This window comes from Streptomyces sp. NPDC091412, from assembly GCF_044756885.1.
In the GTDB taxonomy this organism is placed as follows: Bacteria; Actinomycetota; Actinomycetes; order Streptomycetales; family Streptomycetaceae; genus Streptomyces.
Genome location: NZ_JBIVTV010000021.1, coordinates 24,716 through 48,349, shown reverse-complemented (window position 1 = coordinate 48,349; position 23,634 = coordinate 24,716). Strand labels below are relative to the sequence as shown.

General features: G+C 71.0%; 26 protein-coding genes and 1 riboswitch. Of the genes, 2 read left to right on the top strand and 24 right to left on the bottom strand.

Annotated features, from left to right (window positions below; translation table 11 throughout):
• Positions 1–39 precede the first annotated feature (39 nt).
• From ACIQMV_RS33130 to rpsB, 7 genes are all read right to left on the bottom strand, one after another.
• Positions 40–1,116: a thiamine ABC transporter substrate binding subunit gene (locus ACIQMV_RS33130; protein ID WP_402596916.1), complete on the bottom strand. Its 1,077-nt coding sequence runs from the start codon at positions 1,114–1,116 to the stop codon at positions 40–42.
• A gap of 81 nt (positions 1,117–1,197) precedes the next feature.
• Positions 1,198–1,303: riboswitch (TPP riboswitch) on the bottom strand.
• Positions 1,304–1,335: 32 nt separating this feature from the next.
• Positions 1,336–2,442: a 23S rRNA (adenine(2503)-C(2))-methyltransferase RlmN gene (gene rlmN / locus ACIQMV_RS33125; RefSeq protein ID WP_141357903.1), complete on the bottom strand. Its 1,107-nt coding sequence runs from the start codon at positions 2,440–2,442 to the stop codon at positions 1,336–1,338.
• 335 nt (positions 2,443–2,777) lie between these two features.
• Entirely contained in the window at positions 2,778–3,956 is a 1,179-nt protein-coding gene (locus ACIQMV_RS33120; protein ID WP_402596915.1) for a phosphatidate cytidylyltransferase, read from the bottom strand.
• Complete coding sequence (frr, locus tag ACIQMV_RS33115; RefSeq protein WP_064537659.1) at positions 3,956–4,513, bottom strand: ribosome recycling factor; 558 nt, start codon at positions 4,511–4,513, stop codon at positions 3,956–3,958. The genes ACIQMV_RS33120 and frr overlap by 1 nt, the downstream gene beginning before the upstream one ends.
• 190 nt (positions 4,514–4,703) lie before the next feature.
• Positions 4,704–5,462, bottom strand: coding sequence for a UMP kinase (gene pyrH / locus ACIQMV_RS33110; RefSeq protein ID WP_358734677.1), 759 nt, complete (start codon positions 5,460–5,462; stop codon positions 4,704–4,706).
• Between the two features lie 210 nt (positions 5,463–5,672).
• Positions 5,673–6,509 carry a translation elongation factor Ts gene (tsf, locus tag ACIQMV_RS33105; protein WP_141357909.1) on the bottom strand — a complete coding sequence of 279 codons (837 nt, stop codon included), beginning with the start codon at positions 6,507–6,509 and terminating at the stop codon, positions 5,673–5,675.
• Positions 6,510–6,667: 158 nt separating this feature from the next.
• Positions 6,668–7,573 (bottom strand): 30S ribosomal protein S2, encoded by a 906-nt coding sequence (rpsB, locus tag ACIQMV_RS33100; protein ID WP_225079360.1) that lies wholly within the window; start codon positions 7,571–7,573, stop codon positions 6,668–6,670.
• Between the two features lie 633 nt (positions 7,574–8,206).
• On the opposite strand from rpsB, the gene ACIQMV_RS33095 reads away from it, so the two are divergent.
• Positions 8,207–8,662: a murein hydrolase activator EnvC family protein gene (locus ACIQMV_RS33095; protein WP_402596914.1), complete on the top strand. Its 456-nt coding sequence runs from the start codon at positions 8,207–8,209 to the stop codon at positions 8,660–8,662.
• Positions 8,663–8,963: 301 nt separating this feature from the next.
• Here ACIQMV_RS33095 and ACIQMV_RS33090 read toward each other — a convergent pair whose 3' ends face one another.
• The 17 genes from ACIQMV_RS33090 to ACIQMV_RS33010 form a co-directional block, all read right to left on the bottom strand.
• Positions 8,964–9,521 (bottom strand): TetR/AcrR family transcriptional regulator, encoded by a 558-nt coding sequence (locus ACIQMV_RS33090; RefSeq protein ID WP_402596955.1) that lies wholly within the window; start codon positions 9,519–9,521, stop codon positions 8,964–8,966.
• Between the two features lie 75 nt (positions 9,522–9,596).
• Entirely contained in the window at positions 9,597–10,439 is an 843-nt protein-coding gene (whiG, locus tag ACIQMV_RS33085) for an RNA polymerase sigma factor WhiG (RefSeq protein ID WP_141357913.1), read from the bottom strand.
• A 262-nt stretch (positions 10,440–10,701) separates the two neighbouring features.
• Positions 10,702–11,862 carry a DNA-processing protein DprA gene (gene dprA, locus ACIQMV_RS33080; protein WP_402596913.1) on the bottom strand — a complete coding sequence of 387 codons (1,161 nt, stop codon included), beginning with the start codon at positions 11,860–11,862 and terminating at the stop codon, positions 10,702–10,704.
• Complete coding sequence (locus ACIQMV_RS33075; protein WP_402596912.1) at positions 11,859–13,484, bottom strand: YifB family Mg chelatase-like AAA ATPase; 1,626 nt, start codon at positions 13,482–13,484, stop codon at positions 11,859–11,861. The genes dprA and ACIQMV_RS33075 overlap by 4 nt, the downstream gene beginning before the upstream one ends.
• Positions 13,484–13,846, bottom strand: coding sequence for a YraN family protein (locus ACIQMV_RS33070; protein WP_172632826.1), 363 nt, complete (start codon positions 13,844–13,846; stop codon positions 13,484–13,486). Before ACIQMV_RS33070 ends, ACIQMV_RS33075 begins: the two co-directional genes overlap by 1 nt.
• A 130-nt stretch (positions 13,847–13,976) precedes the next feature.
• Entirely contained in the window at positions 13,977–14,285 is a 309-nt protein-coding gene (locus ACIQMV_RS33065) for a DUF2469 domain-containing protein (protein ID WP_008745401.1), read from the bottom strand.
• Between the two features lie 56 nt (positions 14,286–14,341).
• Positions 14,342–14,872: an NUDIX hydrolase gene (locus ACIQMV_RS33060; protein ID WP_402596911.1), complete on the bottom strand. Its 531-nt coding sequence runs from the start codon at positions 14,870–14,872 to the stop codon at positions 14,342–14,344.
• Positions 14,862–15,638 (bottom strand): signal peptidase I, encoded by a 777-nt coding sequence (gene lepB / locus ACIQMV_RS33055; RefSeq protein WP_402596910.1) that lies wholly within the window; start codon positions 15,636–15,638, stop codon positions 14,862–14,864. The genes ACIQMV_RS33060 and lepB (ACIQMV_RS33055) overlap by 11 nt, the downstream gene beginning before the upstream one ends.
• A 151-nt stretch (positions 15,639–15,789) precedes the next feature.
• Positions 15,790–16,800, bottom strand: coding sequence for a signal peptidase I (lepB, locus tag ACIQMV_RS33050; protein ID WP_141357925.1), 1,011 nt, complete (start codon positions 16,798–16,800; stop codon positions 15,790–15,792).
• A complete protein-coding gene (gene lepB, locus ACIQMV_RS33045; RefSeq protein WP_402596909.1) occupies positions 16,688–17,779 on the bottom strand; it encodes a signal peptidase I in 1,092 nt (363 codons plus the stop codon). Before lepB (ACIQMV_RS33045) ends, lepB (ACIQMV_RS33050) begins: the two co-directional genes overlap by 113 nt.
• Positions 17,772–18,503, bottom strand: a complete 732-nt coding sequence (lepB, locus tag ACIQMV_RS33040) for a signal peptidase I (protein ID WP_402596908.1) — start codon at positions 18,501–18,503, stop codon at positions 17,772–17,774. The genes lepB (ACIQMV_RS33045) and lepB (ACIQMV_RS33040) overlap by 8 nt, the downstream gene beginning before the upstream one ends.
• A gap of 45 nt (positions 18,504–18,548) precedes the next feature.
• Entirely contained in the window at positions 18,549–18,899 is a 351-nt protein-coding gene (gene rplS / locus ACIQMV_RS33035) for a 50S ribosomal protein L19 (RefSeq protein WP_225079370.1), read from the bottom strand.
• A 135-nt stretch (positions 18,900–19,034) separates the two neighbouring features.
• Positions 19,035–19,868: a tRNA (guanosine(37)-N1)-methyltransferase TrmD gene (trmD, locus tag ACIQMV_RS33030; protein ID WP_402596907.1), complete on the bottom strand. Its 834-nt coding sequence runs from the start codon at positions 19,866–19,868 to the stop codon at positions 19,035–19,037.
• A complete protein-coding gene (gene rimM, locus ACIQMV_RS33025) occupies positions 19,868–20,446 on the bottom strand; it encodes a ribosome maturation factor RimM (RefSeq protein WP_402596906.1) in 579 nt (192 codons plus the stop codon). The genes trmD and rimM overlap by 1 nt, the downstream gene beginning before the upstream one ends.
• A gap of 111 nt (positions 20,447–20,557) precedes the next feature.
• On the bottom strand, positions 20,558–20,797 hold the full coding sequence (locus ACIQMV_RS33020) for an RNA-binding protein (RefSeq protein WP_005479813.1): 240 nt from the start codon (positions 20,795–20,797) through the stop codon (positions 20,558–20,560).
• A gap of 5 nt (positions 20,798–20,802) precedes the next feature.
• Positions 20,803–21,231 carry a 30S ribosomal protein S16 gene (gene rpsP / locus ACIQMV_RS33015; RefSeq protein WP_141357939.1) on the bottom strand — a complete coding sequence of 143 codons (429 nt, stop codon included), beginning with the start codon at positions 21,229–21,231 and terminating at the stop codon, positions 20,803–20,805.
• Positions 21,232–21,570: 339 nt separating this feature from the next.
• Entirely contained in the window at positions 21,571–22,167 is a 597-nt protein-coding gene (locus ACIQMV_RS33010) for a hypothetical protein (RefSeq protein WP_141357941.1), read from the bottom strand.
• A 543-nt stretch (positions 22,168–22,710) separates the two neighbouring features.
• Between ACIQMV_RS33010 and ACIQMV_RS33005 the strand changes: the two genes are divergently transcribed.
• Positions 22,711–23,580 carry an SAM-dependent methyltransferase gene (locus ACIQMV_RS33005; protein ID WP_402596905.1) on the top strand — a complete coding sequence of 290 codons (870 nt, stop codon included), beginning with the start codon at positions 22,711–22,713 and terminating at the stop codon, positions 23,578–23,580.
• Positions 23,581–23,634 lie beyond the last annotated feature (54 nt).

Genomic DNA, 23,634 nt, shown 5'->3' with positions numbered 1-23,634 from the left:
GCCGCGCCGCGTTCCCCGTACGGCGGCCGCGTCCGCGGCCTACCTGAGGACGAGCGAGGTCCACGACTTGACCCACTGGTCACGGTTGGCGGCGATCTTGGCGGGGGCCATGGTCCCGGGGTCCTTGGCCTGGGGGCCGTACTTCGCGAACTCCGGGGGCACCTGGGCGCCTTCGCGCACCGGGTAGACGAACATGTTCAGCGGCATGTCGTCCTGGAACTTCTTGGTGATCAGGAAGTCCAGGAGGGCCTTGCCCCCTTCGGTGTTCCCGGCGTTGGCGAGCAGTCCCGCGTACTCGACCTGGCGGAAGCAGGTGCCCTGCACGACGCCGGTCGGCGCGGTCTTCGGCCGCGGGTCGGCGTAGATGACCTCGGCGGGCGGCGAGGAGGCGTAGGAGACGACGAGGGGACGGTCGCCCTTGGCCTTCCTGCCGCCGGCCGAGCCGGAGAACTCCTGGTTGTAGGCCTGCTCCCAGCCGTCGACGACCTTGACGCCGTTGGCCTTGAGCTTCTTCCAGTAGTCCTGCCAGCCCTTGTCCCCGTACTGGGCGGCGGTGCCGAGCAGGAAGCCGAGGCCGGGCGAGGAGGTGGCGGCGTTCTCGGTGACGAGGAGGTTCTTGTACTCCGGCTCGACCAGGTCGTCGAACGAGGCGGGCGGGGTCAGCTTGTGGTCGGCGAAGTACTTCTTGTCGTAGTTGACGCAGATGTCGCCGGTGTCGATGGGCGTGACCCGGTGCTTCGCCTCGTCGACGCGGTACTGCGGCAGGATCAGGTCCGAACCCTTCGGCTCGTACGACTGGAACAGCCCGTTGTCCAGGGCGCGGGACAGCAGCGTGTTGTCGACGCCGAAGAAGACGTCGCCCTGCGGGTTGCCCTTGGTGAGGATGGCCTTGTTGACGGCCTGGCCGGCGTCGCCGTCCTCGAGGACCTTGACCTTGTAGCCGGAGCTCTTCTCGAAGTCCGCGATGACGCTCTTGGACGCGGCCCACGAGTTGTGGCTGACCAGGGTCACCGTTCTGGATCCGGCCGAACTCTTCCCGCCCGGCGACGAACCGCACGCCGACAGCGTGACCAGGCCGAGCCCGACCGCCACGGCGGCGAACGTCTTGGTGTGCACTGAAGTCCTCCTGGGGGTTGGCCAGGAAGAGACGCGGCCCTGCCCGGGATCCGCGAGGGACACCCGGGCAGGGCACAACAGCTTGAGTGATGACCGAACTTCCTACCCAGAATGACCTGGGCGAGGTTCAGAGGGTCTGCGGCCGGTGCCGCACTCTCAGCGCTGTGGCGCTCCCCTGTCGGAATATGAAGATGTGTGCGGTATCAGCCTACCGTCCGGCTACCTTTCGGTGGCAGCCAGCTGACCGCAGGCGCCGTCGATCTCCTGACCGCGGGTGTCCCGGATGGTCACCGGCACACCGTGGGCGGCGATCGCCTCGACGAACGCCTTCTCGTCCTCGGGGCGGGACGCGGTCCACTGGGAGCCGGGCGTCGGGTTCAGCGGGATGAGGTTGACGTGCACCGGCCTGCCCTTGAGCAGCCGGCCGAGCCGGTCGCCGCGCCACGCCTGGTCGTTGATGTCCCGGATCAGCGCGTACTCGATGGACAGCCGGCGCCCGGACCTGGCGGTGTACTCGAATCCGGCGTCGAGCACCTCCCGCACCTTCCACCGCGTGTTGACCGGGACGAGCGTGTCGCGCAGCTCGTCGTCCGGTGCGTGCAGGGAGATGGCGAGGCGGCACTTGAAGCCCTCGTCGGAGAACCGGTGGATGGCCGGGACCAGACCCACCGTCGAGACGGTGATCCCGCGCTGGGACAGGCCGAGCCCGTCCGGCTCGGGGTCGGTCAGGGCGCGGATGGCGCCGACGACGCGGTTGTAGTTGGCGAGCGGCTCGCCCATGCCCATGAAGACGATGTTCGACAGGCGCGCGGGACCACCGGGGACCTCTCCGTCCCGCAGGGCGCGCATCCCGTCCACGATCTGGTGCACGATCTCGGCGGTCGACAGGTTCCGGTCGAGCCCGGCCTGTCCGGTGGCGCAGAACGGGCAGTTCATGCCGCAGCCCGCCTGCGAGCTGATGCACATGGTCACCCGGTCCGGGTAGCGCATGAGCACCGACTCCACGAGCGTGCCGTCGAACAGGCGCCACAGCGTCTTGCGGGTGGTCCCCTCGTCGGTCGACAGATGCCGTACGACCGTCATCAGTTCGGGAAGCAGCGCCTCCTGGAGCTTGGCGCGGGATCCGGCGGGGATGTCGGTCCACTGCTCCGGGTCGTGCGCGTACCGCGCGAAGTAGTGCTGCGAGAGCTGCTTGGCACGGAACGGCTTCTCGCCGATCGCGGCGACGGCCTCCTTGCGCTCGGCGGGCGACAGGTCGGCAAGGTGCCGCGGCGGCTTCTTGGCACCGCGCGGGGCGACGAAAGTGAGTTCTCCGGGCTTGGGCATGGTGGTACCAGTGTCGCAGATCCACTCGGGTGGCCCGGTCGGCTGTGGACAGCCGGGGGCCGGGGTCAGAAGAGGCCGGCGATCAGTGCGCCGACCCAGGCAGCGTACGTCTTCGTGCGATGCGAGGCACCGCAGTACAGCCGTGGCTTGCGCCGTCCGTCCTGTTTGAGGAGGGCTTCGCACCATCGGCACCGCAGATCACCGTGATACGTGCCGTCATCCCCCAACCGAGCCTGCCCCATGGAGGGGACTTTAACGTCGGGCCCGGCAGGTGGTCCACGCGGTAACGGCGTCGAGCCCCCACCCGGCGGGGTGGGGGCTCGGTGGTCGTGGGCTCAGGCGGAGCCGACGAAGAGGACCAACAGGAGCCAGACCACCGGCGCGGTGGGCAGCAGGGAGTCGAGGCGGTCCATGATGCCCCCGTGGCCCGGGAGCAGGGTGCCCATGTCCTTGATGCCCAGGTCCCGCTTGATCATGGACTCGCCGAGGTCGCCGAGGGTGGCGGTGGCGGCGACCGCGAGGCCGAGCAGCAGGCCCTGCCACCAGGCGCCGTCGTCGATCAGGAACTGCATGCACAGCGCGCCGGCCACCATCGCGAAGGCCACCGCGCCCAACAGACCCTCGCGGGTCTTGCCCGGGCTGATGCGCGGGGCGAGCTTGTGCCGCCCGAAGCGCCAGCCGACGGCGTACGCGCCCGTGTCGCTGACGACCGTGAGCACGAGGAAGGTCAGCACGCGGCGCGGGCCGTCGTCGGCGGTCAGCATCATCGCGACGAACGTGGCCAGGAACGGCACGTAGAACGCCGCGAAGACGCCGGCCGTGACGTCCTTCAGGTAGCCCTCCGGCGGTTCCGTCATCCGCCAGACCAGGACCGCGAGCGCGGTCAGCGCCATCGCCACCCAGGCGCCCTCGGCACCCCGGACGTACCCGGCGACCACCATGGCCGCACCGCCGACCGCCAGCGGCACGAGCGGCGCCTTGATGCCCTTGCGCTCGTCGAGCCGGCTGGTGAGCTCCCACAGGCCGACCACGACCGCGATCGCGATGACACCCACGAACACGGCCTTGACGACGAACAGCGACACGACGATCACCGCGCCGAGCCCGAGGCCGACGCCTATGGCGGCGCCCAGGTCGCGACCCGCGCTCTTCTTCTGCGGCGCGGGCGCCGGCTGCGGGGCGTCGGGCATGGGCTCCGGATTCTGCGACGCCGTTCCGTGGAAGGACGGTGTCTGCGGCGTGTCGAGGGGCCACTGCCGCGACGCTTGGTGCGGCGGCTGAGGCGTGTCGTCGCGGTACGGGGTGCCACCCGGCTGGGCGGCACCCCGATCGTCATCCTGGTTTCCGCCGTGAGCGGGCACGACGGGCATGGGGCGGGTCCGCTGGGCGTCATGCGCATCGTACGCGGGACCCGGCGGGGCGGTCCCCGGGACGGGTCCCTGATGGGCGGGTGACCCGTCCGCGGGCCCCCAGTACCCGGCTTGCCGCGGCGCTCCCCAGGAAGTGTCGTTCATCAGACTTCGAGCAGCTCCGCTTCCTTGTGCTTCAGCAGCTCGTCCACCTGCGCCACGTACTTCGCGGTGGTGTCGTCGAGCTCCTTCTCCGCACGACGGCCCTCGTCCTCGCCGACCTCGCCGTCCTTGATCAGCTTGTCGATGGCGTCCTTGGCCTTGCGGCGCACGGAGCGGATGGACACCTTGGCGTCCTCGCCCTTGCCCTTGGCGACCTTGATGTACTCGCGGCGGCGCTCCTCGGTGAGCTCGGGGAACACCACGCGGATGATGTTGCCGTCGTTGCTCGGGTTGACGCCCAGGTCGGAGTCGCGGATCGCCTGCTCGATGTTGCGCAGCGCGGTCTTGTCGAACGGGGTCACGACGGCCATGCGCGGCTCCGGCACGGAGAACGAAGCCAGCTGGTTGATCGGCGTCGGCGCGCCGTAGTAATCGGCCACGATCTTGTTGAACATCGCCGGGTGCGCACGGCCGGTGCGGATCGCGGCGAAGTCCTCCTTGGCGACCACGACGGCCTTCTCCATCTTCTCCTCGGCCTCGAGGAGGGTCTCTTCGATCACCACTTGCTCCTGCGTGTCTTGAGTAGGCCCGGCCGCGGTTTCCCTGTCGGGACCGGCGGCCGGCTTCGTCGCGTCTTCTTCCTGCACGGTTCCCGACCGGCAGGACATTGTCCATCCCCCGGCCAGGGTCCGTCCCGTCCTTCGCCCGGACAGGTTCCTTTCCGGCTTCCCGCGGTGCGGGGGCCGCCGGTCAGTCCCGGCTGCCCTGGTCACCCACAAGCGTGCCGATCTTCTCACCCTTGACGGCGCGGGCGATATTGCCCTCCTTCAGGAGCTCGAAGACGACTATCGCGAGCTTGTTGTCACGGCACAGCGTGATCGCCGTCGCGTCGGCGACCTTCAGGTCCCGCGTGATGACCTCCCCGTAGCCGAGGGAGTCGAACTTCACGGCGTCCGGGTTGGCCTTCGGGTCGGAGTCGTAAACCCCGTCCACGCCGTTCTTCCCCATGAGCAGCGCCTCGGCGTCGATCTCCAGGGCGCGCTGGGCGGCGGTGGTGTCGGTGGAGAAGTACGGCATGCCCATGCCTGCGCCGAAGATGACCACGCGGCCCTTCTCCAGGTGGCGCACGGCGCGCAGCGGGATGTACGGCTCGGCGACCTGGCCCATGGTGATGGCGGTCTGGACCCGGCTGTCGATGCCTTCCTTCTCCAGGAAGTCCTGCAGGGCGAGGCAGTTCATGACGGTGCCGAGCATGCCCATGTAGTCCGAGCGGGCGCGGTCCATGCCGCGCTGCTGGAGTTCGGCACCGCGGAAGAAGTTGCCGCCGCCGATCACGACCGCGATCTGCGCGCCGTCGCGCACGACGGCCGCGATCTCACGGGCGATGGCGTGCACCACGTCCGGGTCGACGCCCAGGCCCCCGCCGCCGGAGAAGGCCTCTCCGGACAGCTTCAGCAGAAACCGGCCGGGTACTTTGCCGTCGTCGCTCTTCTGGGCCTTGGTGGTCATGAGATCCCGCCTTTGTTATACGTGGTGCACATGCGAAGAAGGCCATTGCCGGTGGGGCGTGTTTCGCATCCCATGCAGCGGCAATGGCCTCCTCGTCAGATCTGCTGCCGTCCGTCACACGCGTGTACGTGGCTGCACACGCGAGCGACGTGGACGACTGCTGTCGACCCTATCGGGGTCGGGGGTCCGTCGCGGTACGGACCTTGGGACTCAGATGCCGACCTTGATGCGCGTGAAGCGCTTCAGGGTGACACCGGCCTCGTCCAGGACCTTCTGGACCGACTTCTTGTTGTCCAGGGCGTAGGGCTGGCCGAGCAGCGTCGCGTCCTTGAAGAAGCCGTTCAGACGACCCTCGACGATCTTGGCGATCGCGGCCTCGGGCTTGCCCTCGGCGCGGGTGGTCTCCTCGGCGACACGACGCTCGGACTCGACGATGTCGGCCGGCACGTCCTCCTTGGCGAGGTACTTCGGCGCGAAGGCGGCGATGTGCTGGGCGACGCCCTTGGCGACCTCGGCGTTCGGCTTGTCGAGCTCGACGAGGACACCGATCTGCGGGGGCAGGTCGGGCATCGTGCGGTGCATGTACGCGGTCACGAAGCCGTCGGAGAACTGCGCGAAGCGGTCCAGGACGATCTTCTCGCCGAGGTTGGCGTTGGCCTCGTCCACGAACGCCTGGACGGTCTTGCCGGCCTCGATCTCGGAGGCGAGCAGGGCCTCGAGGTCGGCCGGGGAGGTCTTGGCGACGTGTTCGGCGAGCGCGCGGGCGACGGCCTGGAACTTCTCACCCTTGGCGACGAAGTCCGTCTCGCACTTCAGCTCGACGAGGACACCGGAGGAGTTGTCGTCGGCGATGATCGAGACCACGGCGCCGTTCTCGGCGGAGCGGCCCTCACGCTTGGCGACGCCCTTCTGGCCCTTGATACGGAGCGCCTCGACGGCCTTCTCGACGTTGCCCTCGGCCTCGTCCAGCGCCTTCTTGCAGTCCATCATGCCGGCGCCGGTGAGCTCGCGGAGCTTCTTGACGTCAGCGGCGGTGTAGTTCGCCATGAGTCTGTGAATCTTTCTCGAAGTCTGGAGGATCGAAGATCTGCACGGTCTGCGATCTACATGTAGATGCAGATGCCCGACTCTGTGCTGACCTACGGGTGAACGGCGGGAGCGGACTTCATGTCTCCGCTCCCGCCGTCAACGCTGGCGCTGACGGGTCAGGCCTGCTCGCCCTCGGCAGCCGGAGTCTCGGCAGCCGGCGCCTCAGCGGCCGGAGCCTCAGCAGCAGGCGCCTCAGCAGCAGGCGCCTCGGCGGCGGGAGCCTCCGCGGCCGGGGCCTCCTCGGCCTTCTTTTCGCCCTCGAGCAGGTCGCGCTCCCACTCGGCGAGCGGCTCGCCCGCGGCCTTCTCGCCCTTGCCCTCGGTGGCGACACCGGAGCGGGCGATGAGGCCCTCGGCGACCGCGTCGGCGATCACGCGGGTGAGCAGGGTGACGGAGCGGATCGCGTCGTCGTTGCCCGGGATCTTGTAGTCGACCTCGTCGGGGTCGCAGTTGGTGTCGAGGATGGCGACGACCGGGATGTTGAGCTTGCGGGCCTCGCCGACCGCGATGTGCTCCTTCTTGGTGTCCACGATCCAGACGGCGCTGGGCACCTTCTGCATCTCGCGGATACCGCCGAGGGTCTTCTCCAGCTTGGCCTTCTCGCGGGAGAGGACCAGGAGCTCCTTCTTGGTCAGACCGGAGGACGCGACGTCCTCGAAGTCGATCTGCTCGAGCTCCTTCAGGCGCTGCAGGCGCTTGTAGACGGTCGAGAAGTTGGTGAGCATGCCGCCCAGCCAGCGCTGGTTGACGTAGGGCATGCCGACGCGGGTGGCCTGCTCGGCGATGGCCTCCTGCGCCTGCTTCTTCGTGCCGACGAACATGACCGTGCCGCCGTGGGCGACGGTCTCCTTGACGAACTCGTAGGCGCGGTCGATGTACGACAGCGACTGGAGCAGGTCGATGATGTAGATGCCGTTGCGCTCGGTGAAGATGAAGCGCTTCATCTTCGGGTTCCAACGGCGGGTCTGGTGACCGAAGTGGACGCCGCTCTCCAGCAGCTCCCGCATCGTGACGACGGCCATGGCCGTACTCCTTGAGTTTCTCGGTTGTGCCGCGGATGCCGGACGGCTTCCGCGCCTGACGCCCTGTTGCGCCGTGCCACGAGGGACCGAGGGGCGCTGACACCGGCCGTCTCCGGTCCGGGTGTCGGGGCGTGCGAAGTCGACCCGGTGACCCGGGTCGCCACCAGAAGTGTACGGGACCCGCGGGGCGCCGAGTGACGCCCCTGTCCACAATCGGTGAGTTGTCCACAGGTTCGGCCGTCGTCGGTGGGGGTGCGGGACGGTGGGCGCATGGTTGAGATGCGTGCGACGCGATGGGCCGTCGGCCCCCGGCGAGGGCTGCTGCCCGGGTGGGCGGCGGCGATGGCGGCCTCTTTGGCGCTGGTGGCGCTGGTGGCGCTCGTGGCCGCGGCGGTGCTGATGGGCTCGGCGGCGTGGGTGGTCCGGGCGGACGACGGCCCCGCCGCGCCGGCCGGTCCCGGCCCCGGTCCCGGTCCTGACCCCGGTCCCGGTCCCGGCCCTGACCCTGACCCTGGCCCTGGCCCTGGCCCTGGCCCTGACCCTGGCCCTGGCACTGATCCCGGCTCCGGCTCCGGCTCCGGCTCCGGCTCCGGCTCCGGCTCCGGCTCCGGCTCCGGGGAAGGGGATCCACCGGTGCCGGCCGTGGGCCGGGTGTGGCCGGTGGGGGTGCGCCCCGGGGTGCTGCGCGGCTGGGATCCTCCGGCGACGGTCTACGGGCCCGGGCACCGGGGCGTGGACCTGGACGCGTCGCCGGGCGCGCCGGTTCGGTCGGTGGCGGCGGGGCGGGTGTTCTTCGCGGGCCCGGTGGCCGGCAGAGGCGTGGTGTCGGTCGAGTTGACGGGCACCGGTGACCCACCGCTGCGGACGACGTACGAGCCGGTGAGGGCGTCGGTGAAGCAGGGCGACAAGGTGGCGGCGGGCGAGGTCATCGGCACCGTGGAGGCGACAGGCAGACACTGCGGAGGCTCGTGCGTCCACTGGGGCCTGCTGCGCGGCAAGACCTATCTGAACCCGCTCCTCCTGCTGCCGCCGTGGCTCCTGAACGGACCGACGAGACTGCTACCGGTGCTCGGGGTGCCGCTGCCCTAGCCGGGGGCGGGCACGCTTCCTGCCCCCAACCGTGGGGCGAGAGCGCCTCCTGGCCCCAACCGTGGGACGGGCGTCCCACCTGTCCCCAGCGCGGGGCGGGCGCGTCTCCTGCCCCCAACCGTGGGGCGAGAGCGCATCCTGCCCCCAACCGAGGGACGGGCGTCCCACCTGTCCCCACCGTGGGGAGGGCGCGTCTCCTGCCCCCAACCGATGAGCAAGCGCGCCTCCCGCCCCCAGCCGCGAGGCCGGCGCCCCTCCCGCGATCCCGGTCCGGTCCGTGCCGCCCCGGCCTCCGCCGGCGTCAGCCGCAGACGCCGCGCAGCGCCATCCCCACCGCGGCCTCGGCGATGGCCGCCGGATCCTCCGCGGCACCCAGTTCGATCCGCCGCACCGCCGCGTCCACCACGCCCTGAAGCAGTATCGCCGCCAGCCGCGGCTGCTCGTGCCCCAGCTCCCCCAGCGCCTCCACGATCATGGCGACGAGCCCGCCGTGGGCCGCCCGGATCTTCTCCCGGGCGCAAGCGTCCAGCTCACTCGCCGAGATCGCCACGACGGCCCGGTGCCGCCGGTCCCCGACCAGCTCCAGTTGCTTGCGCACATACGCCTCGACCTTGGCCGCGGACCCGTCGGCGGAGGCCATCGCGGCCGCGACCTCCGCGGCCCACACAGGGAAGTCGACCTCGCACAGCTCCTCGACCACGGCGGCCCGTGACCGGAAATACTCGTACACCGACGACCGCGCGAGCCCCGTCCGCTCGGCCAGGGCCGGGAAGGTCAGCGCCTCCGTCCCGCCCTCGGACAGCAGGGTCCGCGCCGCGTCCAGCAGGGCGGCTCGCTGCATCGACCGGTGCTCGGCCACGGAGGCCGCTCGAATCCTTGGCACGTCGACCACTTTACGGACGCGCCACCCGGACCGGGAGGGACTCCACCCGGGTCAGCGCCCGAAGCTCGCCAGCTTCGCGCGCAGCTGAAGCACCGATTTGGTGTGGATCTGACTGACCCGGCTCTCGGTCACACCGAGCACGTTGCCGATCTCGGCGAGCGTGAGGCCCTCGTAGTAGTAGAGCATCACGACCGTCTTCTCCCGCTCGGGCAACGTGTTGATCGCCCGGGCCAGGAACGTGCGCAGCTCCCGGTCCTCGGCCACCTCCACCGGGTTGTCGGCGGCGGTGTCCTCCAGCGTGTCCATCAGGCTCAGCCGGTCCCCGCCGTCGCCGCCGACGTGCAGCAGCTCCTCCAGCGCCACCACGTTGGCCAGCGACAACTGGCTGAAAACAGCGTGCAGCTCGTCGACCGCGATGCCCATCTCGGCGGCCACCTCGACCTCCGACGGCGTCCGCCGCAGCCGGGCCTCCAGGGTCGCGTACGCCCGCTCCACGTTCCGCGCCTTCTGCCGCACCGAGCGCGGGATCCAGTCCAGCGCCCGCAACTCGTCGATCATCGCGCCCCGGATCCGCGTGATCGCGTAGGTCTCGAACTTGATCTCCCGTTCGATGTCGAACTTCTCGATCGCGTCGATGAGCCCGAAGACCCCGGAGGAGACGAAATCGGCCTGCTCCACGTTGGGCGGCAGGCCGACGCTCACTCGTCCCGCCACGTACTTCACCAGCGGCGAGTAGTGCAGGATCAGCTGCTCCCGCAGCCGCTCGTCCCCCGTCGCCTTGTACGACCGCCACAGCTCCTCGAGCGTCGAAGGAGCGGGCGGCCGCACGCTGCCACCGTCCCGGGCGGCTTGGGGGATCGCCGCCCGGTCGGGCCCGGAGGTGTGCTGGGGCATTTGTCGCCTTGTGTCGTTCTGCCCTGGAATGCGGGCGTCTGAGTGAGTTGTCGGCCTGAGTCGCTTCTGTGGTCGGAACCACGTGAGCGTAGCGTGACTGATGTGTCGCAGTGCGCGAACGGCGGGGCGTGAAGCGTGCGCAGATTCGTTCCGCGATGCGCCCCGCCGGGTCACGCACGTCACCCTCGGTGACCGCGACAGCGTCCAACTGCGGGAATCCCCACCGGCGTCGGGCCTCCCCCGGACGGCCGAACACTCTCGGTCAGCACCGCTCACGGCCCTCCCGAGCCGAGATCAGCGCCTGGCGTGTCAACTTCCATCCCTCGCCATGTCGTTCGACGTACCCCAGTGATTGGAGTTCGTACAGTTTCGCGAGCGCGTCGTCCGCGGTCGTCCGGGCGTCGCGGGCGACCTCGTCCGGCGTCGCCGCGCCGCGCGCCGGCAACGCGGCCAGAACCTGCCGGGCGTCCGGTTCCAGCAGGTCGCGCGGGAGTACGGGACCGCGCCGGTCCGGAGCGAGTTCACCCATGTCGCCGACCAGTTCGACGACTTCCGCGGCGTCTCCGACCAGCACCGCCTCGCCGCGCAGGAGCTCGTGGACACCGGCGGAGAGCGCGCTGGTGGCCGGGCCGGGCACCCCCATGGTGTGCCGTCCCAGCCGCTGCGCCGCCCGCGCGGTGACCAGCGATCCGCTGCGGTGGGCGGCCTCGACGACCACGGTGCCCCGGGTGAGCGCCGCGATCACTCGGTTGCGGACGATGAACCGGCTCGGCGTGGGGTGGTCACCGGGCGGCAGTTCGCCGACCACCAGACCCTGCTGGGCGATCCTGTTGATCAACTCGGTGTGCCCGCGTGGATAGGGCCGGTCGACGCCGCAGGCCAGGACGGCGACAGTGGCTCCGCCCGCGGCGAGGGCGCCGCGGTGGGCGGCGCCGTCGACTCCGTAGGCGCCGCCGGAGACCACCACCCAGCCCCGCTCGGCGAGGCCGGAGGCGAGGACCCCGGCCATGTGGGCGCCGTACTGGGTGCAGGCTCGGGCGCCGACGACCGCGACCGAGCGCAGCGCCCATATCCGCAGGCCGGGCCGACCGCGCACCCACAGTCCGGTGGGCCGCGCGTCACCGAGGTCGTCGAGCTGCGCTGGCCACTCGGTGTCCCCGGGGCGTACGAACCGCACACCGGCCTCCTCGGCCGCGGCGAGGTCCCGTTCGGGCTCGGCCCGTGCCGCCCGGGCGCACAGCCCCGCCCACCGCTTGCCGGAGACCCCGGCGAGCCGAGGGGAGCCTTTCAGCAGTCGCCGGGCCACCTCCACCGCCCCGAACTCCCGCAGCCACCGCCCGCCGGCCTCGTCCCCGGGCTCGATGACGCGGCTGAGGAGGACCCGGGCGAGAAGTTCGCGCTCGGGGGCCCGGGTGGCGTTCACGTCGGCGCCCCGATGGCCATGGGCACGCCTCGTGGCACTCCGGTGCGCAGTTGCAGCGCCAGGGCGACGTCCGACGCGTCGGGCCGGTCATGGCCGGCGAGGTCCGCGACCGTCCAGGCGACCCGCAGCACCCGGTCCAGTCCGCGCGCGGTGAGGACGCCCCGCTCCAGGCCGCGCTCGGCCTCGTCCATCGCGCCGGCCACCGTGTGCCAGCGGCTGCGCAGCTCGCGGCCGGGCACCTCACTGTTGGTCCGCCACGGTGTGCCCGCGAGCCGGGCGGACGCGCGTTCCCTGGCGGCCCGCACCCGGTCCGCCACCGCCGCCGTGGCCTCGCCCCGGGCGCCGCGCCGGGTGAGTTCGGAGCGGGTGACCGGGTCCACCTCCACCCGCAGGTCGACCCGGTCGAGCAGCGGCCCGGACAGCCTGGCCTGGTAGCGGCGGACCATCGAGGGCGGGCACTCGCACAGGGTGTCCCGCAGCGAGAACCGGCCGCAGGGGCACGGGTTGGCCGCGAGCACCATCAGGAACTTCGCCGGGAACCGCACCACCCCGGCGCTACGGGCGATCACCACATGGCCCGCCTCCAGCGGCTGGCGCAGGGCGTCGAGCGCGTGGCTGCTGAACTCCGGGGTCTCGTCCAGAAAAAGCACACCTCGATGGGCGAGCGACACCGCCCCCGGCCTGGCGACGCCCGGGCCGCCGCCGACGAGGGCCTGCATGGTGGCCGAGTGGTGCGGGGCGCAGTAGGGGGCAAGGTCGATCAGCGGTCTGCCCGGCGGCAGGAGTCCGGCCACCGAGTGGATCGCCGTGACCTCCAGGGACTCCTCCCGGGCGAGACGGGGCAGCAGTGCAGGCAGTCGCTCGGCGAGCATGGTCTTGCCCGCGCCCGGCGGCCCCTCGAGGAACAGATGGTGCGCCCCGGCCGCGGCGACCTCCACAGCCGTACGGGCCGAGACCTGGCCGACGACGTCGGCGAGGTCGTGTCCCTGGTCCTGCTGGGCGGCGCCCACGCTGTGCATTCCGGCGGCCGCGCCCATGCCGGGCAGGCGCAGGCCGGCCAGCAGCGGGTCCGGCCGCCCCTGCTCGTCCGGTTCCTCCTCGGGCACCGGCTCGTCGGTCAGCACCGCGATGAGCTGCCGCAGGCTGCGGACACCGAGGACCGAGACTCCGGGCACCAGCGAGGCCTCGGCGGCGGCGCACTCGGGCACGATCACCTGCTCGTACCCGGCGTCGGCGGCGGCCAGCACCGCCGGCAGGATGCCCCTGACCGGACGCACCCGACCGTCCAGACCGAGTTCCCCGATCATCACGATGTCGGCGAGCACGCGGGGATCGATCCGTTCGGCGGCGCCGAGCACCGCGCAGGCCACGGCCAGGTCGAAGCCGCTGCCGGCCTTGGGCACCGAGGCCGGGCTGAGCCCGACCGTGAGCTTCTTCTGCGGCCACTCGCCACCGGAGTTGACCACCGCGGCCCGCACCCGGTCCCGGCTCTCGGTCAGGCTCTTGTCCGGCAGGCCCACCAGCGTGAAGGCGGCGACACCCGGTTCGAGGTCGGCCTGCACCTCGACGACCACGCCCTCGACACCGACGAGGGCCACGGAGCACGTACGCGCGAAGCCCATCAGGCGGCCCCCCGTACGTGCTCGACCACGGGAGCGCCGCGCCGGGGCAGCAGGACGCCGACGAGGTCGATACGGACGCCTCCGGGCGGCGCCCCGCCATGGGACTGGATCCAGCGTTCCGCGAGGCCGCGCAGTCGCTCGGCCTTCTCCGGCGTGACCGCGGCCATCGGATGCTCGAAGAGCCCCTCCCGGCGGGTCTTCACCTCACAGACGACCAGGACGTCGCCGTCCCGGGCCACGATGTCGATCTCGCCGGTCCTGCCGCTGCGCCAGTTGCGCTCCAGGACCGTCATGCCGGTCTGGGTCAGCCGCCGGGCCGCCAGGCCCTCTCCGTACCTGCCGAGCGCGCTTCGTGCGTTCATGTCGGCACCACCTCCGGCGCCCACGGTCACGCATCCGGCCCCACGGAGTGGATCTTGGTGGGCTACTCACCGGTTGTGGACAACGCCGTCACTCACACGAGTGACAGCGTGAGAGGACCGCTGACGCCCCTCACCCGCCCGGCAGCTCCAGATCGGTCTTGTTCAGCTCCTCAATGTTCACGTCCTTGAACGTGAGGACGCGTACCTGCTTCACGAACCGGGCCGGCCGGTACATGTCCCACACCCAGGCGTCGGCCATCGACACCTCGAAGAACACCTCACCCTGTACCGAGTGGACCTGCATCTCGTAGTCGTTGGTGAGGTAGAAGCGCCGCTCGGTCTCGATCACGTATTTGAACAGACCGACGACATCGCGGTACTCCCGGTAGAGCTTGAGCTCCATCTCGGTCTCGTACTTCTCGAGGTCCTCGGCGCTCATGGCATGTTCCCCTTCAGCCGTGCGATCCCACCATTGTGCGCCAGTCCCATGAGGCCCTAGACGATTTCGGTGTCGAGGGTCACGGGCCCGGCCGGGGGACCTTCGTCGAGCAGTGTGCGCAGCAGCTCGGCGAGTCTGGTCGGATACACCGTCTCATGTGCCCGGATCAGTTCCTGACACGTCCACCAGCGCGCTCCGGCGACGCTGCGCCGCTCCAGCTCGGTCAGGGCCGTGGCCTCGATCGCGGTCCGGTCCGTACGGGCCAGGTAGTACCACTCGTCCTGGTTCCAGCGTCGACCCGCGAACGGGAACGAGCATGTGCGGCGCCACAGCACTGGGCCGAGTTCGACCTCGGTGATGCCGGTCTCCTCGGCGAGTTCCCGCAGAGCGGCCTCCTCGCGCGTCTCGGCGCCCTCCAGGCCGCCGCCCGGGGTGAACCACCAGTCGTCGGCCGGGTCGTCCGGCTCGTGGCCGTGCAGCAGCAGGATGCGGTCCTCGGGGTCGAGCAGGACCACCCGGGCGACCTTGCGCAGTCCGCCGCGGTGACCGTCCGTGCCCTCGGCGTCCCCGGCGTCCTCAGCGAGCACCGGCCGGCTCCGTCCGGGTGCGGGCGCGCGAGCCGCCCAGCCGTGTCGCGATCGGGCCGTAGGCGCCCCCGGCGAGGACCAGGACGGCACCCGCCACGATCATCGTGGCGATCGTGCGCAGCGGGCCCGGCTGGGAGAGGGCGCCGAGCGCCTCGAAGCCGGTGGGGCGGTCCAGCAGGCCCTTCATGGGCCACACGACGGCATCGACCCGGGCGTCCACGGCGTCGCGCGAAACGGTCCCCGCGGCCGCGTCCGTGAGGTGGGCGGTGGAGTCCAGGGAGCCCTGGCGCTCGTCGCCGAGCAGGAACAGCCGGCCCTGGGGCACCTTCACGGTCGGGAAACCGCCGGCCTCGGCGTCGGCGCCCTTCAGGTACGGCTCGTCGACCTGCTTGCCGTTGACCGTCAGCTTGCCCTGCTCGCAGCAGGAGACGGTGTCGCCGCCGACGGCGACCACCCGTTTGATCACGGCGGAGTTCTGCACCCAGTTCGTGTCGTGGAAGACGACCACATCACCGCGGTGCACCTGACCGCCCTCGACCCGCTGGGCCAGCACCCGGTCGCCGATGCCGATCGTCGGCGCCATGGAACTGGTGGGCACGGTGTACGGGCGGTAGATCACCGCCGCCCACGCGAATCCAGCGAGGAACAGCACCAGCCCCACGGCCACGGCGAGCCCGGACAGCCGCTGCCCGGCCTTGCCGCCCACCGGGTCCCTGCCTGTGCCGCCGCTGCGCGGGGCCGTACGCGTCGTGCTCTCGCCACCCATGGACCCGAACCCTACCGGGCGGTACCGGAACGGGGCAGCCCCTTCTTCCGGGCCACCGCCGCACCCTCCACGAGGACTTCACAGCAGCGGCGGACGGTACTGGCGCAAGCCTCCGCACCGCCGCACTGCCCCGGCTCGGCGGCCCAGCGGCTCAGCGGCTTCCCGTGGCCGTCGTCGGGGTGCCCGTACCGGCCGCGGCCTTCGCGGCCCGCCTGCGCCGCCACAGCGCCACCGGCACGACCGCGGTCAGGGCCACGCCCTGGGGGGCCACCGTCAGGGCACCCGCCGCAGAGGAGTGATCGTTGATGCCCTGCTGGTCGAAGGTCTCCGGGACCGGCAGCGTGCCCCAGCGGTTGATCGGCCAGGCCTTGACGATGGCACGGCCGACGACGTCCTTGACCGGGACCATGCCGTGGTTCTTGTCGGTCTGGTTGTAACGCGAGTCCCGGGAGTTCTGCCGGTGGTCGCCCATGACCCAGATGTAGCCCTGGGGCACGTGCACCGTGAACTGGCCGCCCTGGTCGTCGACGCTGCACGGCGTGTTGCCCGGGTAGACGTACGGCTCGTACAGCGGCTTGCCGTTGACCGTCAGCGGGCCGGTGTTCTTGCACTCGACGGTGTCGCCGCCCACGCCGACGACGCGCTTGATGAGGTCCTTCTCCTCCGCGGACGGCATCAGGCCGATCCAGCTGAGCACCGTCTGCAGCGCGTTCGGGCTGGCCGCCGGCTCGCCCGCCAGCCAGTCGTCCGGGTCGTGGAAGACGACGACCTCGCCGCGCTCGGGCTCGGAGCCGAACCACGGGGTCAGCTTGTCGACCAGGACGCGGTCGCCCCGCTGAAGGGTGTTCTGCATCGAGTCCGAGGGAATCGAGAACGCCTGTACGAGGAAGGTCTTGATCAGCAGCGCCAGCACCAGCGCGATAACGATCAGGATGGGCAGCTCTTTCCAGAAGGAGCGGGGCTTCCTCGCCTCGGGGGTGCTGCCCCCGCTCCCCTGGTCACCGCTGTGGTTGTGCTCCGTCACCGTGCCGTCCTCGGCTGTCTCGCTCTCACTCCCGGAGGTCACGGCGCTGCGCGCAGCGGGGTCCGCCGCTCCCTCGGGGTGTCCGCGGTGCTCCTCGCCGTCGTGTCCGGACCGTGCGCCAACCGCCACATCCCCCACGCCAACTCCTCACTCCGTGCCGCCGCCTGCCCCGTGCGCGGCGCAGGCCCACCACTCCCATAACGAGCGGGAGTTCCGCAGGGCTCGGGAGTCGAACCGATCCGTTCGGATCGTCTGGTACAACCCTATGCGACAGGCGGGGAGCGGCGGTCGACCCAGCCGCCGCGTCGGGCACCGAAGAAAAGGTTTTCGGCTCCTTCAGCATGGTCCAGTGGCCGACGGGCCAGCCGATGACCATGGCCCGCCCCACCACCGAGTTCTCCGAGACGGTTCCGCCGTACGGGGTTTCCTGGTGGGCGCGCGAGTCGGCGGAGTTGGCCCGGTGGTCGCCCATCACCCACAGTCGGCCCCGGGGGACGGTGATGTCGAACTGGGTGTTGGAGGGGGCGTTGTCCGGATACAGGTAGTCGCCCTCGTTCAGGGGAGCGCCGTTGACGGTCACCCTGCCCTGCGTGTCGCAGCACTTGACGTGGTCACCACCGACGCCCACGACCCGTTTGATGAGGTCCTTCTCGTCGTCGGAAGGCAGCAGGCCGATGAAGGTGAGACCCTGCTTGACCTGCTTGACCCCGACGGGGTCGTCCTTCTGGGCGGTCTGCTCGCCGGCCAGCCAGCCGCCCGGGTCGTGGAAGACGACGACGTCGCCGCGCTGCGGCTTGGCGCCGAACCACGGGGTGAACTTGTCGACCAGGACCCGGTCGCCGATCTGGATCGTCTGCTCCATGGAGCCCGACGGGATCACGAAGGCCTGCACGAGGAAGGTCTTCAGCACCAGGGCTATGAGCACGGCGACGCCGACGAGGAGCGGTATCTCCCGGACCGCGGAGCGCCTGCGCCGCCGCTTGACCTTGCGTTGCAGCTTGCGACGCTCGGCGCGGGTGCGGCCGCCGGCCGGACCCGCGGCGCGCCGCGCCCCGGTGGGCAGGAGGTTGTCGGCGGCGTTGGCGGAGACGCCGCGCGGTCGGCCGCGGCTACCCATGGCTGCCGCCCGCATGGCCGGCGGCGGGCACGCGCGCGTAGGCGTCCGGCCGGTGCAGGTGGGTCCGGTGGCCGAAGGGCCAGACGATCCAGTCGGCCCGGCCGATCACGTCGCCGACCGGGATCATGCCGCCGCCCGGCGAGCCCAGATGGTTGCGGGAGTCGCTGGAGTCGCCCCGGTGGTCGCCCAGGACGAACAGGGTGCCCTCGGGCACGACGACGTCGAAGGGCACGGCCGAGGGGCTGTCACCGGGGTAGAGGAACGTCGACTCGTCGACCGACCGGCCGTTCACCTGGATCCTGCCCTCCTTGTCACAGCAGACCACATGGTCTCCGCCTACACCCACAACGCGTTTGATGTAGTCGCCGTCCCCGAAGTACCCGGTGCCGTCGAACACGACGACATCGCCGCGCCGCGGAGGGGCTCCGAAACGGTACGCCAACTTGTTTACGGCGACGCGGTCCCCGATCCTCAATCCCGGCTCCATGGATCCGCTCGGAATCTCGAACGGTTGCATCACGAACGTGTTGAGGAGCAGTAGGAAGGTCAGGCCGCTCAGCGCGGTCAGGGTGATCCTCCCGCCGGGAAGCCACTCGGTGATCCGCGACATCAACGCGAAACGCGACCGTTCCTCCGGCCCCCGCGCCCCCGGGGTCTCACCGGGTTCGCCGTCACAAGGGCGGGAGGAGCGGTCGCGCTCCGTCTGCTGTGCTTCGGTGTCCATCGGGGCCGAATGTTATCCGGCCCCGCCATGGACTCCGGGAGGCGCTCAGTTCTCGCGCTTCTCCTTGATCTTCGCGGCCTTGCCGCGCAGCTCGCGCAGGTAGTACAGCTTGGCGCGGCGCACGTCACCCTTGGTGACGAGCTCGATCTTCTCGACGATCGGGGTGTGCACCGGGAAGGTGCGCTCGACGCCGACGGAGAAGGAGACCTTGCGGACCGTGAAGGTCTCGCGCACGCCGGAGCCCTGGCGACGGATCACCACGCCCTTGAACTGCTGCACACGGGAGCGGTTGCCCTCGATGACGCGGACGTGGACGTTGACGGTGTCGCCCGGGCGGAAGGCCGGGACGTCCTCGCGCAGCGACGCGGCGTCGACGGAGTCGAGCAGGTGAGACATTTCGTCTGCTTTCTTCGTTGATGCCACAGGTCATCAACGGAAACTAGATGTACGGAGTTGGTGCTGCACGGGTCGGGACGGGCGTCGTGTCCCCCTGCGGCAGGGGCGCACGCCGGACCGGCGCACAACAGCGCTCTATTCTTCCACGCCGTCGGTCCTGCGCCAAAATCGGCCGTGCGCCTCACCCTCGGGGTCCGGCGACCAGCCCAGGATGGACAGCATCTCGCGGTCCTTCTTGTCGAAGGCCTTCGGATCGCAGCGCTCGACGAGGTCGGGCCGGTGGGCCGTCGTGCGCCGCAGGGCCTCGTCGCGGCGCCAGCGGGCGATCTTCCCGTGGTGGCCGCTGAGCAGCACCTCGGGGATGCCGTGGCCGCGCCACTCGGGCGGCTTGGTGTAGACGGGGCCTTCCAGGAGGTTGGCCATCGTGCCGGGCGCGAAGGAGTCGTCGCGGTGCGACTCGGCGTTGCCCAGGACGCCGGGCAGCAGCCGCGCCACGGCCTCGGTGACGACCAGCACGGCCGCCTCGCCGCCGGCGAGGACGTAGTCGCCGATGGAGACCTCGTAGACGGGCATCCGGGTGGCGTACTCGTCCATCACCCGGCGGTCGATGCCCTCGTAGCGGGCCGGCGTGAAGATCAGCCAGGGGCGCTCGGAGAGCTCCACGGCGAGTTCCTGGGTGAAGGGGCGGCCACTGGGCGTCGGGACGATGAGCGCGGGCGCGTGCGAGCCGGTCTCGTAGCCGTCGGCGAGGACCGTGTCCAGGGCATCGCCCCAGGGCTCGGTCTTCATGACCATGCCGGGGCCGCCGCCGTAGGGCGTGTCGTCGACCGTGTGGTGGCGGTCGTACGTCCAGCCGCGCAGATCGTGGACGTGCACGTTCAGCTGTCCACGCGCGCGTGCCTTGCCGACCAGGGAGACGTTCAGGGGTTCCAGGTACTCGGGGAAGATCGTGACGACGTCGAGCCGCATCAGGACTCGTCCTCCGCGGACGGGCGGGAGGAGGCGCCGGGTCCGTCGGCGGCCTCGTCGCGGACGTCCTGGTCGTCGATGAGGCCGGGCGGCGGGTCGACGACCGCCCGCTGCTCCTCCAGGTCGATCTCGGTGACGATCTCCCCGACGAACGGGATCATCACCTCGGTGCCGTCCGGACGCTCGACGATCAGGAGGTCCTGGGAGGGCAGGTGGGAGATCTCGGTGATCCGGCCGACCTCCTTGCCCTCCGTGGTGACGACGTCGAGGTCCATCAGCTGGTGGTCGTAGTACTCGTCCTCGCCCTCGGGAAGCTCCTCCGGGTCGATCTCGGCGATCAGGAGGATGTTGCGCAGGGCCTCGGCGGCGGTGCGGTCGCGCACGCCCTCGAAGCGCAGCAGGAGGCGGCCGCTGTGGACGCGGCCCGTCTCGATGGTCAGCGGGCCGGCGGACGCCGGGTCGGTGGCCAGGACGGCGCCGGGGGCGAGCCGCAGTTCGGGCTCGTCGGTACGTACCTCCACGGTGACCTCGCCCTTGATGCCGTGGGCGCGGCCGATCCGTGCGACTACCAGCTGCACGTGGAAGATCTCCTGTCGGAAGTCTGAACGCGAGCCGCCGGGCGGCTCATACGACTACGGGCCGGGGACGGCCCAGCGGCCCTCCCCGGCCCGAGCCGGTTGCGAAAAGCGTCAGCGGACGTGGTCCACGTCGACAAGGTCGACACGGACACCGCGGCCGCCGATGGCGCCCACGACGGTGCGCAGGGCGCGTGCGGTACGACCGTTGCGGCCGATCACCTTGCCCAGGTCGTCCGGGTGCACCCGGACCTCGAGCACGCGTCCGCGGCGCAGGTCGCGCGAGGCGACCTGCACATCGTCAGGGTTGTCGACGATGCCCTTCACGAGGTGCTCAAGCGCCTCCTCGAGCATGCTGCTCAGGCCTCGGTCGACTCAGCCGAAGAAGACTCGGCGGCGGCCTCGTCCTTCTTCTCAGCCTTCTTCTTCTGGGTGATGGCCTCACCCTTGTTCTCGTCGTCACCACCGATGGCCTCGAACGACGGGCGCGTGGCCTTCTCGGCCGGCTGGAGCAGCGGCGCGGGGGCGGGCTCGCCCTTGAACTTCTGCCAGTCGCCGGTCTTCTTCAGGATGGCGAGCACGGGCTCGGTCGGCTGAGCGCCGACGGAGAGCCAGTACGCCACACGCTCGGCGTTGACCTCGATGCGCGAGGGGTTCTGCACCGGGTGGTACAGACCGATCTCCTCGATGGCCCGGCCGTCACGGCGGGTACGGGAGTCGGCGACGACGATGCGGTAGTGAGGCGAACGGATCTTGCCCAGACGCTTCAGCTTGATCTTGACTGCCACGGGAGTGGGTTCTCCTGGATTTGACGTGGTTGGGCACGGCGGAGATGCCGCGTGGGGTTGCGGTACCCGAGTGCCCGACGGACGCGTCAGCCGGAGGAGAGAGGGGTCCTGTGCGGCTGTCGAGTACAGCTAGCCATTGTGCCACACCTGGCAGGCGTCCCTCCGCGGAGGGTGCGGGGGCCGCCCCCGGGCACGACGGAGCCGCACCCGGCGCTCCGGGTGCCGTGGATGCGAGCGCCTGCCCGCGCCGGCGGGGGTGCCGCCGCGTACGGCGGCACCCCGCGCACCAGTCCTGCCGCTCATCCGGCACCCACGAGATGCCGGTACGCGGTGAGCCGGTCAGCCGGCCGCCGCGCCCACCGGCTCCGGGATCCTGAACGGCTTGCCGCAGCCGCCGCACATGATCGGGGCCTGGGCCAGGACCGAGGGGACGACCCGCACATTGCGACCGCAGTCGCAGACCGCCTTGACTCTGACCCCGCCGCCGGACGAGCCGTGGCGGGCGGCCGGTCCGCGGAAGGAACGGCCGGTGTCGGCGGAGGTGGCGACCGAGTGGGCCTTCAGCGCACGCTGGAGGCGCTCGATCGTCGGGCGGTAGCGCCGCTTCGCCTCGGGGCTGAGCGTGACCAGCGAGAAGCCACTGCTCGGGTGCGGCTCCTCGGGGTGATCCAGGCCCAGCTCCTCGGAGATCGCGAGGAACCTGCGGTTGTGGTAGCGGCCCGCACGGGACGTGTCGCGTACGCCGCGCGCGGCGGCGACGCCATGGACTGCTTCGTGAAGCAGTCGCTCGAAGGAGAGTTCGTGTCCGCACGCGGACGACGACTCGCCGATCAGGGACTCGGGCGCGGCAAGATCCGGCAGCTCGGGGTGGTACCGCTGAATGTCGGCCCACGCCTGCGCCAGCTCTGCGGCGAGAACAGGTGGTGTCGTGCTCACGTAATGACAACGAGCCGGAGGGCCGCTGTGTTCCTATTCCGGGGCATCCCAAATAATTTGCACGTACCCGTCAGTCGTCGCTGATGCGTCCTGACGAGGGCGGGTGCGCTGATCTGCGGAGAAGCCGCACAGCTCCACCCAAGGTGGTGCGCAAAGGGAGTACGCGCCGGCGTGTACGCCCCTCGCGCACGCGGGGGGGCATCGGGATTGCGCCACGCGCAAGAGGCGTTTCGGCCGCATCCCGGCCGGGGACCCTCATCCCGGTCAGCGCCCGCGACGCCCGCGAGGTTACCCGGTGCGCCTCCGGCGTCCGGCACCGGCCCACAGGACAAGCCGACTTCCGGCCACGTCGATCTCGGATCCAGGTTGCCGGGATGTGAAATCCCGGCCCGCACCGCCACAGGATACAAACAGGGCCCCGCGCCCCCTGGACGCGAGGAAGGGCTCGGAGTTACCTGGCATACGGGGGAAGTGGGAGCGTACGGCACGGGGGCCACGGAACCGGGCACAGCGACAGCACTCGGCGGATTGGGGCGCCTATCCATGACACCTGCGCTCGTGCGGCAGCACGTACGGCACACGGCAACAGTGCCCGACGCGGAGTTACGCGCACGCGCGCGTGACTGGTCCGAGATCCAGGAGCGGATGCTGGTCCCGCTCTACGAGGCCGTCTACGCGCGGCTGGACGTGGGCTCCGGCACACAGCTGCTGGCCCTCGGCTGCGGCTCCGGACTCGCCCTGCTCCTGGCCGCGGCCAGAGGCGCGACGGTCACCGGTGTCGACTCCTCCTGCCCCGAGCGGCTCGCCCTCGCCCGCAGGCGGCTGCTGCCGGAACCGTGGGACACACACGCGCGTGCGACCGCCCGGATCGTCGACGGATCACCGCGGGACGCCGCTGCCCCCGGCAGCCCCCCGTACACCCTCGTGACCGCCTTCGAGCCGATCGGCTGCACGGTCGGCTGCCTCGCGGGCGACTCGGAGGAGCCGGCCGGCCTGCTCGCCGCCGCGACACCGCTCGCCGAGAGGGGGGCGCCCGTGGTCCTGACCGGCTGGGGACCGCCGGAGCGCTGCGCGACCTCGTCCGTGCTGCGGGTGGCGACCAAGCTCGCCGATCCGCTGCGCAGCCCCGGCAACCGGCGCCCCGCCCCGCGCGACCACCTGGAGGAGGTGGCCCGGCGCGCCGGTCTGCGGCCGGACGGCTCCGGCCGCGTCGCCTGCCCCTTCGGGTACGCCGACCTCGACAGCGCGGTACGCGGACTGCTCTCCACGGGGCTGTTCGACGCGGCCGTCGCCGCCACCGACCGGAACCAGGTCGACAAGGAACTCAGCGAGGCCCTGCTCGCACACCAGCGGCCGGACGGCACCGTGTGGATGCCCAACGTCTTCCGGTACCTGATCGCACGGACCCCCTGAACACGACGCTCTGAACACGCCGCCCCGGACCCGGACGCGCGGACACCGGCGCCC

Coding starts and splice junctions, on each gene's coding strand:
- lepB (WP_402596910.1), bottom strand. CDS start 15,638: ATGGGTGGCGAGAGCACGACGCGTACGGCCCCGCGCAGCGGCGGCACA.
- tsf (WP_141357909.1), bottom strand. CDS start 6,509: ATGGCGAACTACACCGCCGCTGACGTCAAGAAGCTCCGCGAGCTCACC.
- pyrH (WP_358734677.1), bottom strand. CDS start 5,462: ATGACCACCAAGGCCCAGAAGAGCGACGACGGCAAAGTACCCGGCCGG.
- trmD (WP_402596907.1), bottom strand. CDS start 19,868: ATGCGGCTCGACGTCGTCACGATCTTCCCCGAGTACCTGGAACCCCTG.
- ACIQMV_RS33005 (WP_402596905.1), top strand. CDS start 22,711: ATGACACCTGCGCTCGTGCGGCAGCACGTACGGCACACGGCAACAGTG.
- ACIQMV_RS33020 (WP_005479813.1), bottom strand. CDS start 20,797: ATGCTCGAGGAGGCGCTTGAGCACCTCGTGAAGGGCATCGTCGACAAC.
- lepB (WP_402596909.1), bottom strand. CDS start 17,779: ATGGGTAGCCGCGGCCGACCGCGCGGCGTCTCCGCCAACGCCGCCGAC.
- rpsB (WP_225079360.1), bottom strand. CDS start 7,573: ATGGCCGTCGTCACGATGCGGGAGCTGCTGGAGAGCGGCGTCCACTTC.
- rplS (WP_225079370.1), bottom strand. CDS start 18,899: ATGTCTCACCTGCTCGACTCCGTCGACGCCGCGTCGCTGCGCGAGGAC.
- ACIQMV_RS33065 (WP_008745401.1), bottom strand. CDS start 14,285: ATGAGCGCCGAGGACCTCGAGAAGTACGAGACCGAGATGGAGCTCAAG.
- ACIQMV_RS33120 (WP_402596915.1), bottom strand. CDS start 3,956: ATGAACGACACTTCCTGGGGAGCGCCGCGGCAAGCCGGGTACTGGGGG.
- ACIQMV_RS33070 (WP_172632826.1), bottom strand. CDS start 13,846: ATGAACGCACGAAGCGCGCTCGGCAGGTACGGAGAGGGCCTGGCGGCC.
- lepB (WP_402596908.1), bottom strand. CDS start 18,503: ATGGACACCGAAGCACAGCAGACGGAGCGCGACCGCTCCTCCCGCCCT.
- whiG (WP_141357913.1), bottom strand. CDS start 10,439: ATGCCCCAGCACACCTCCGGGCCCGACCGGGCGGCGATCCCCCAAGCC.
- rlmN (WP_141357903.1), bottom strand. CDS start 2,442: ATGCCCAAGCCCGGAGAACTCACTTTCGTCGCCCCGCGCGGTGCCAAG.
- ACIQMV_RS33075 (WP_402596912.1), bottom strand. CDS start 13,484: ATGGGCTTCGCGCGTACGTGCTCCGTGGCCCTCGTCGGTGTCGAGGGC.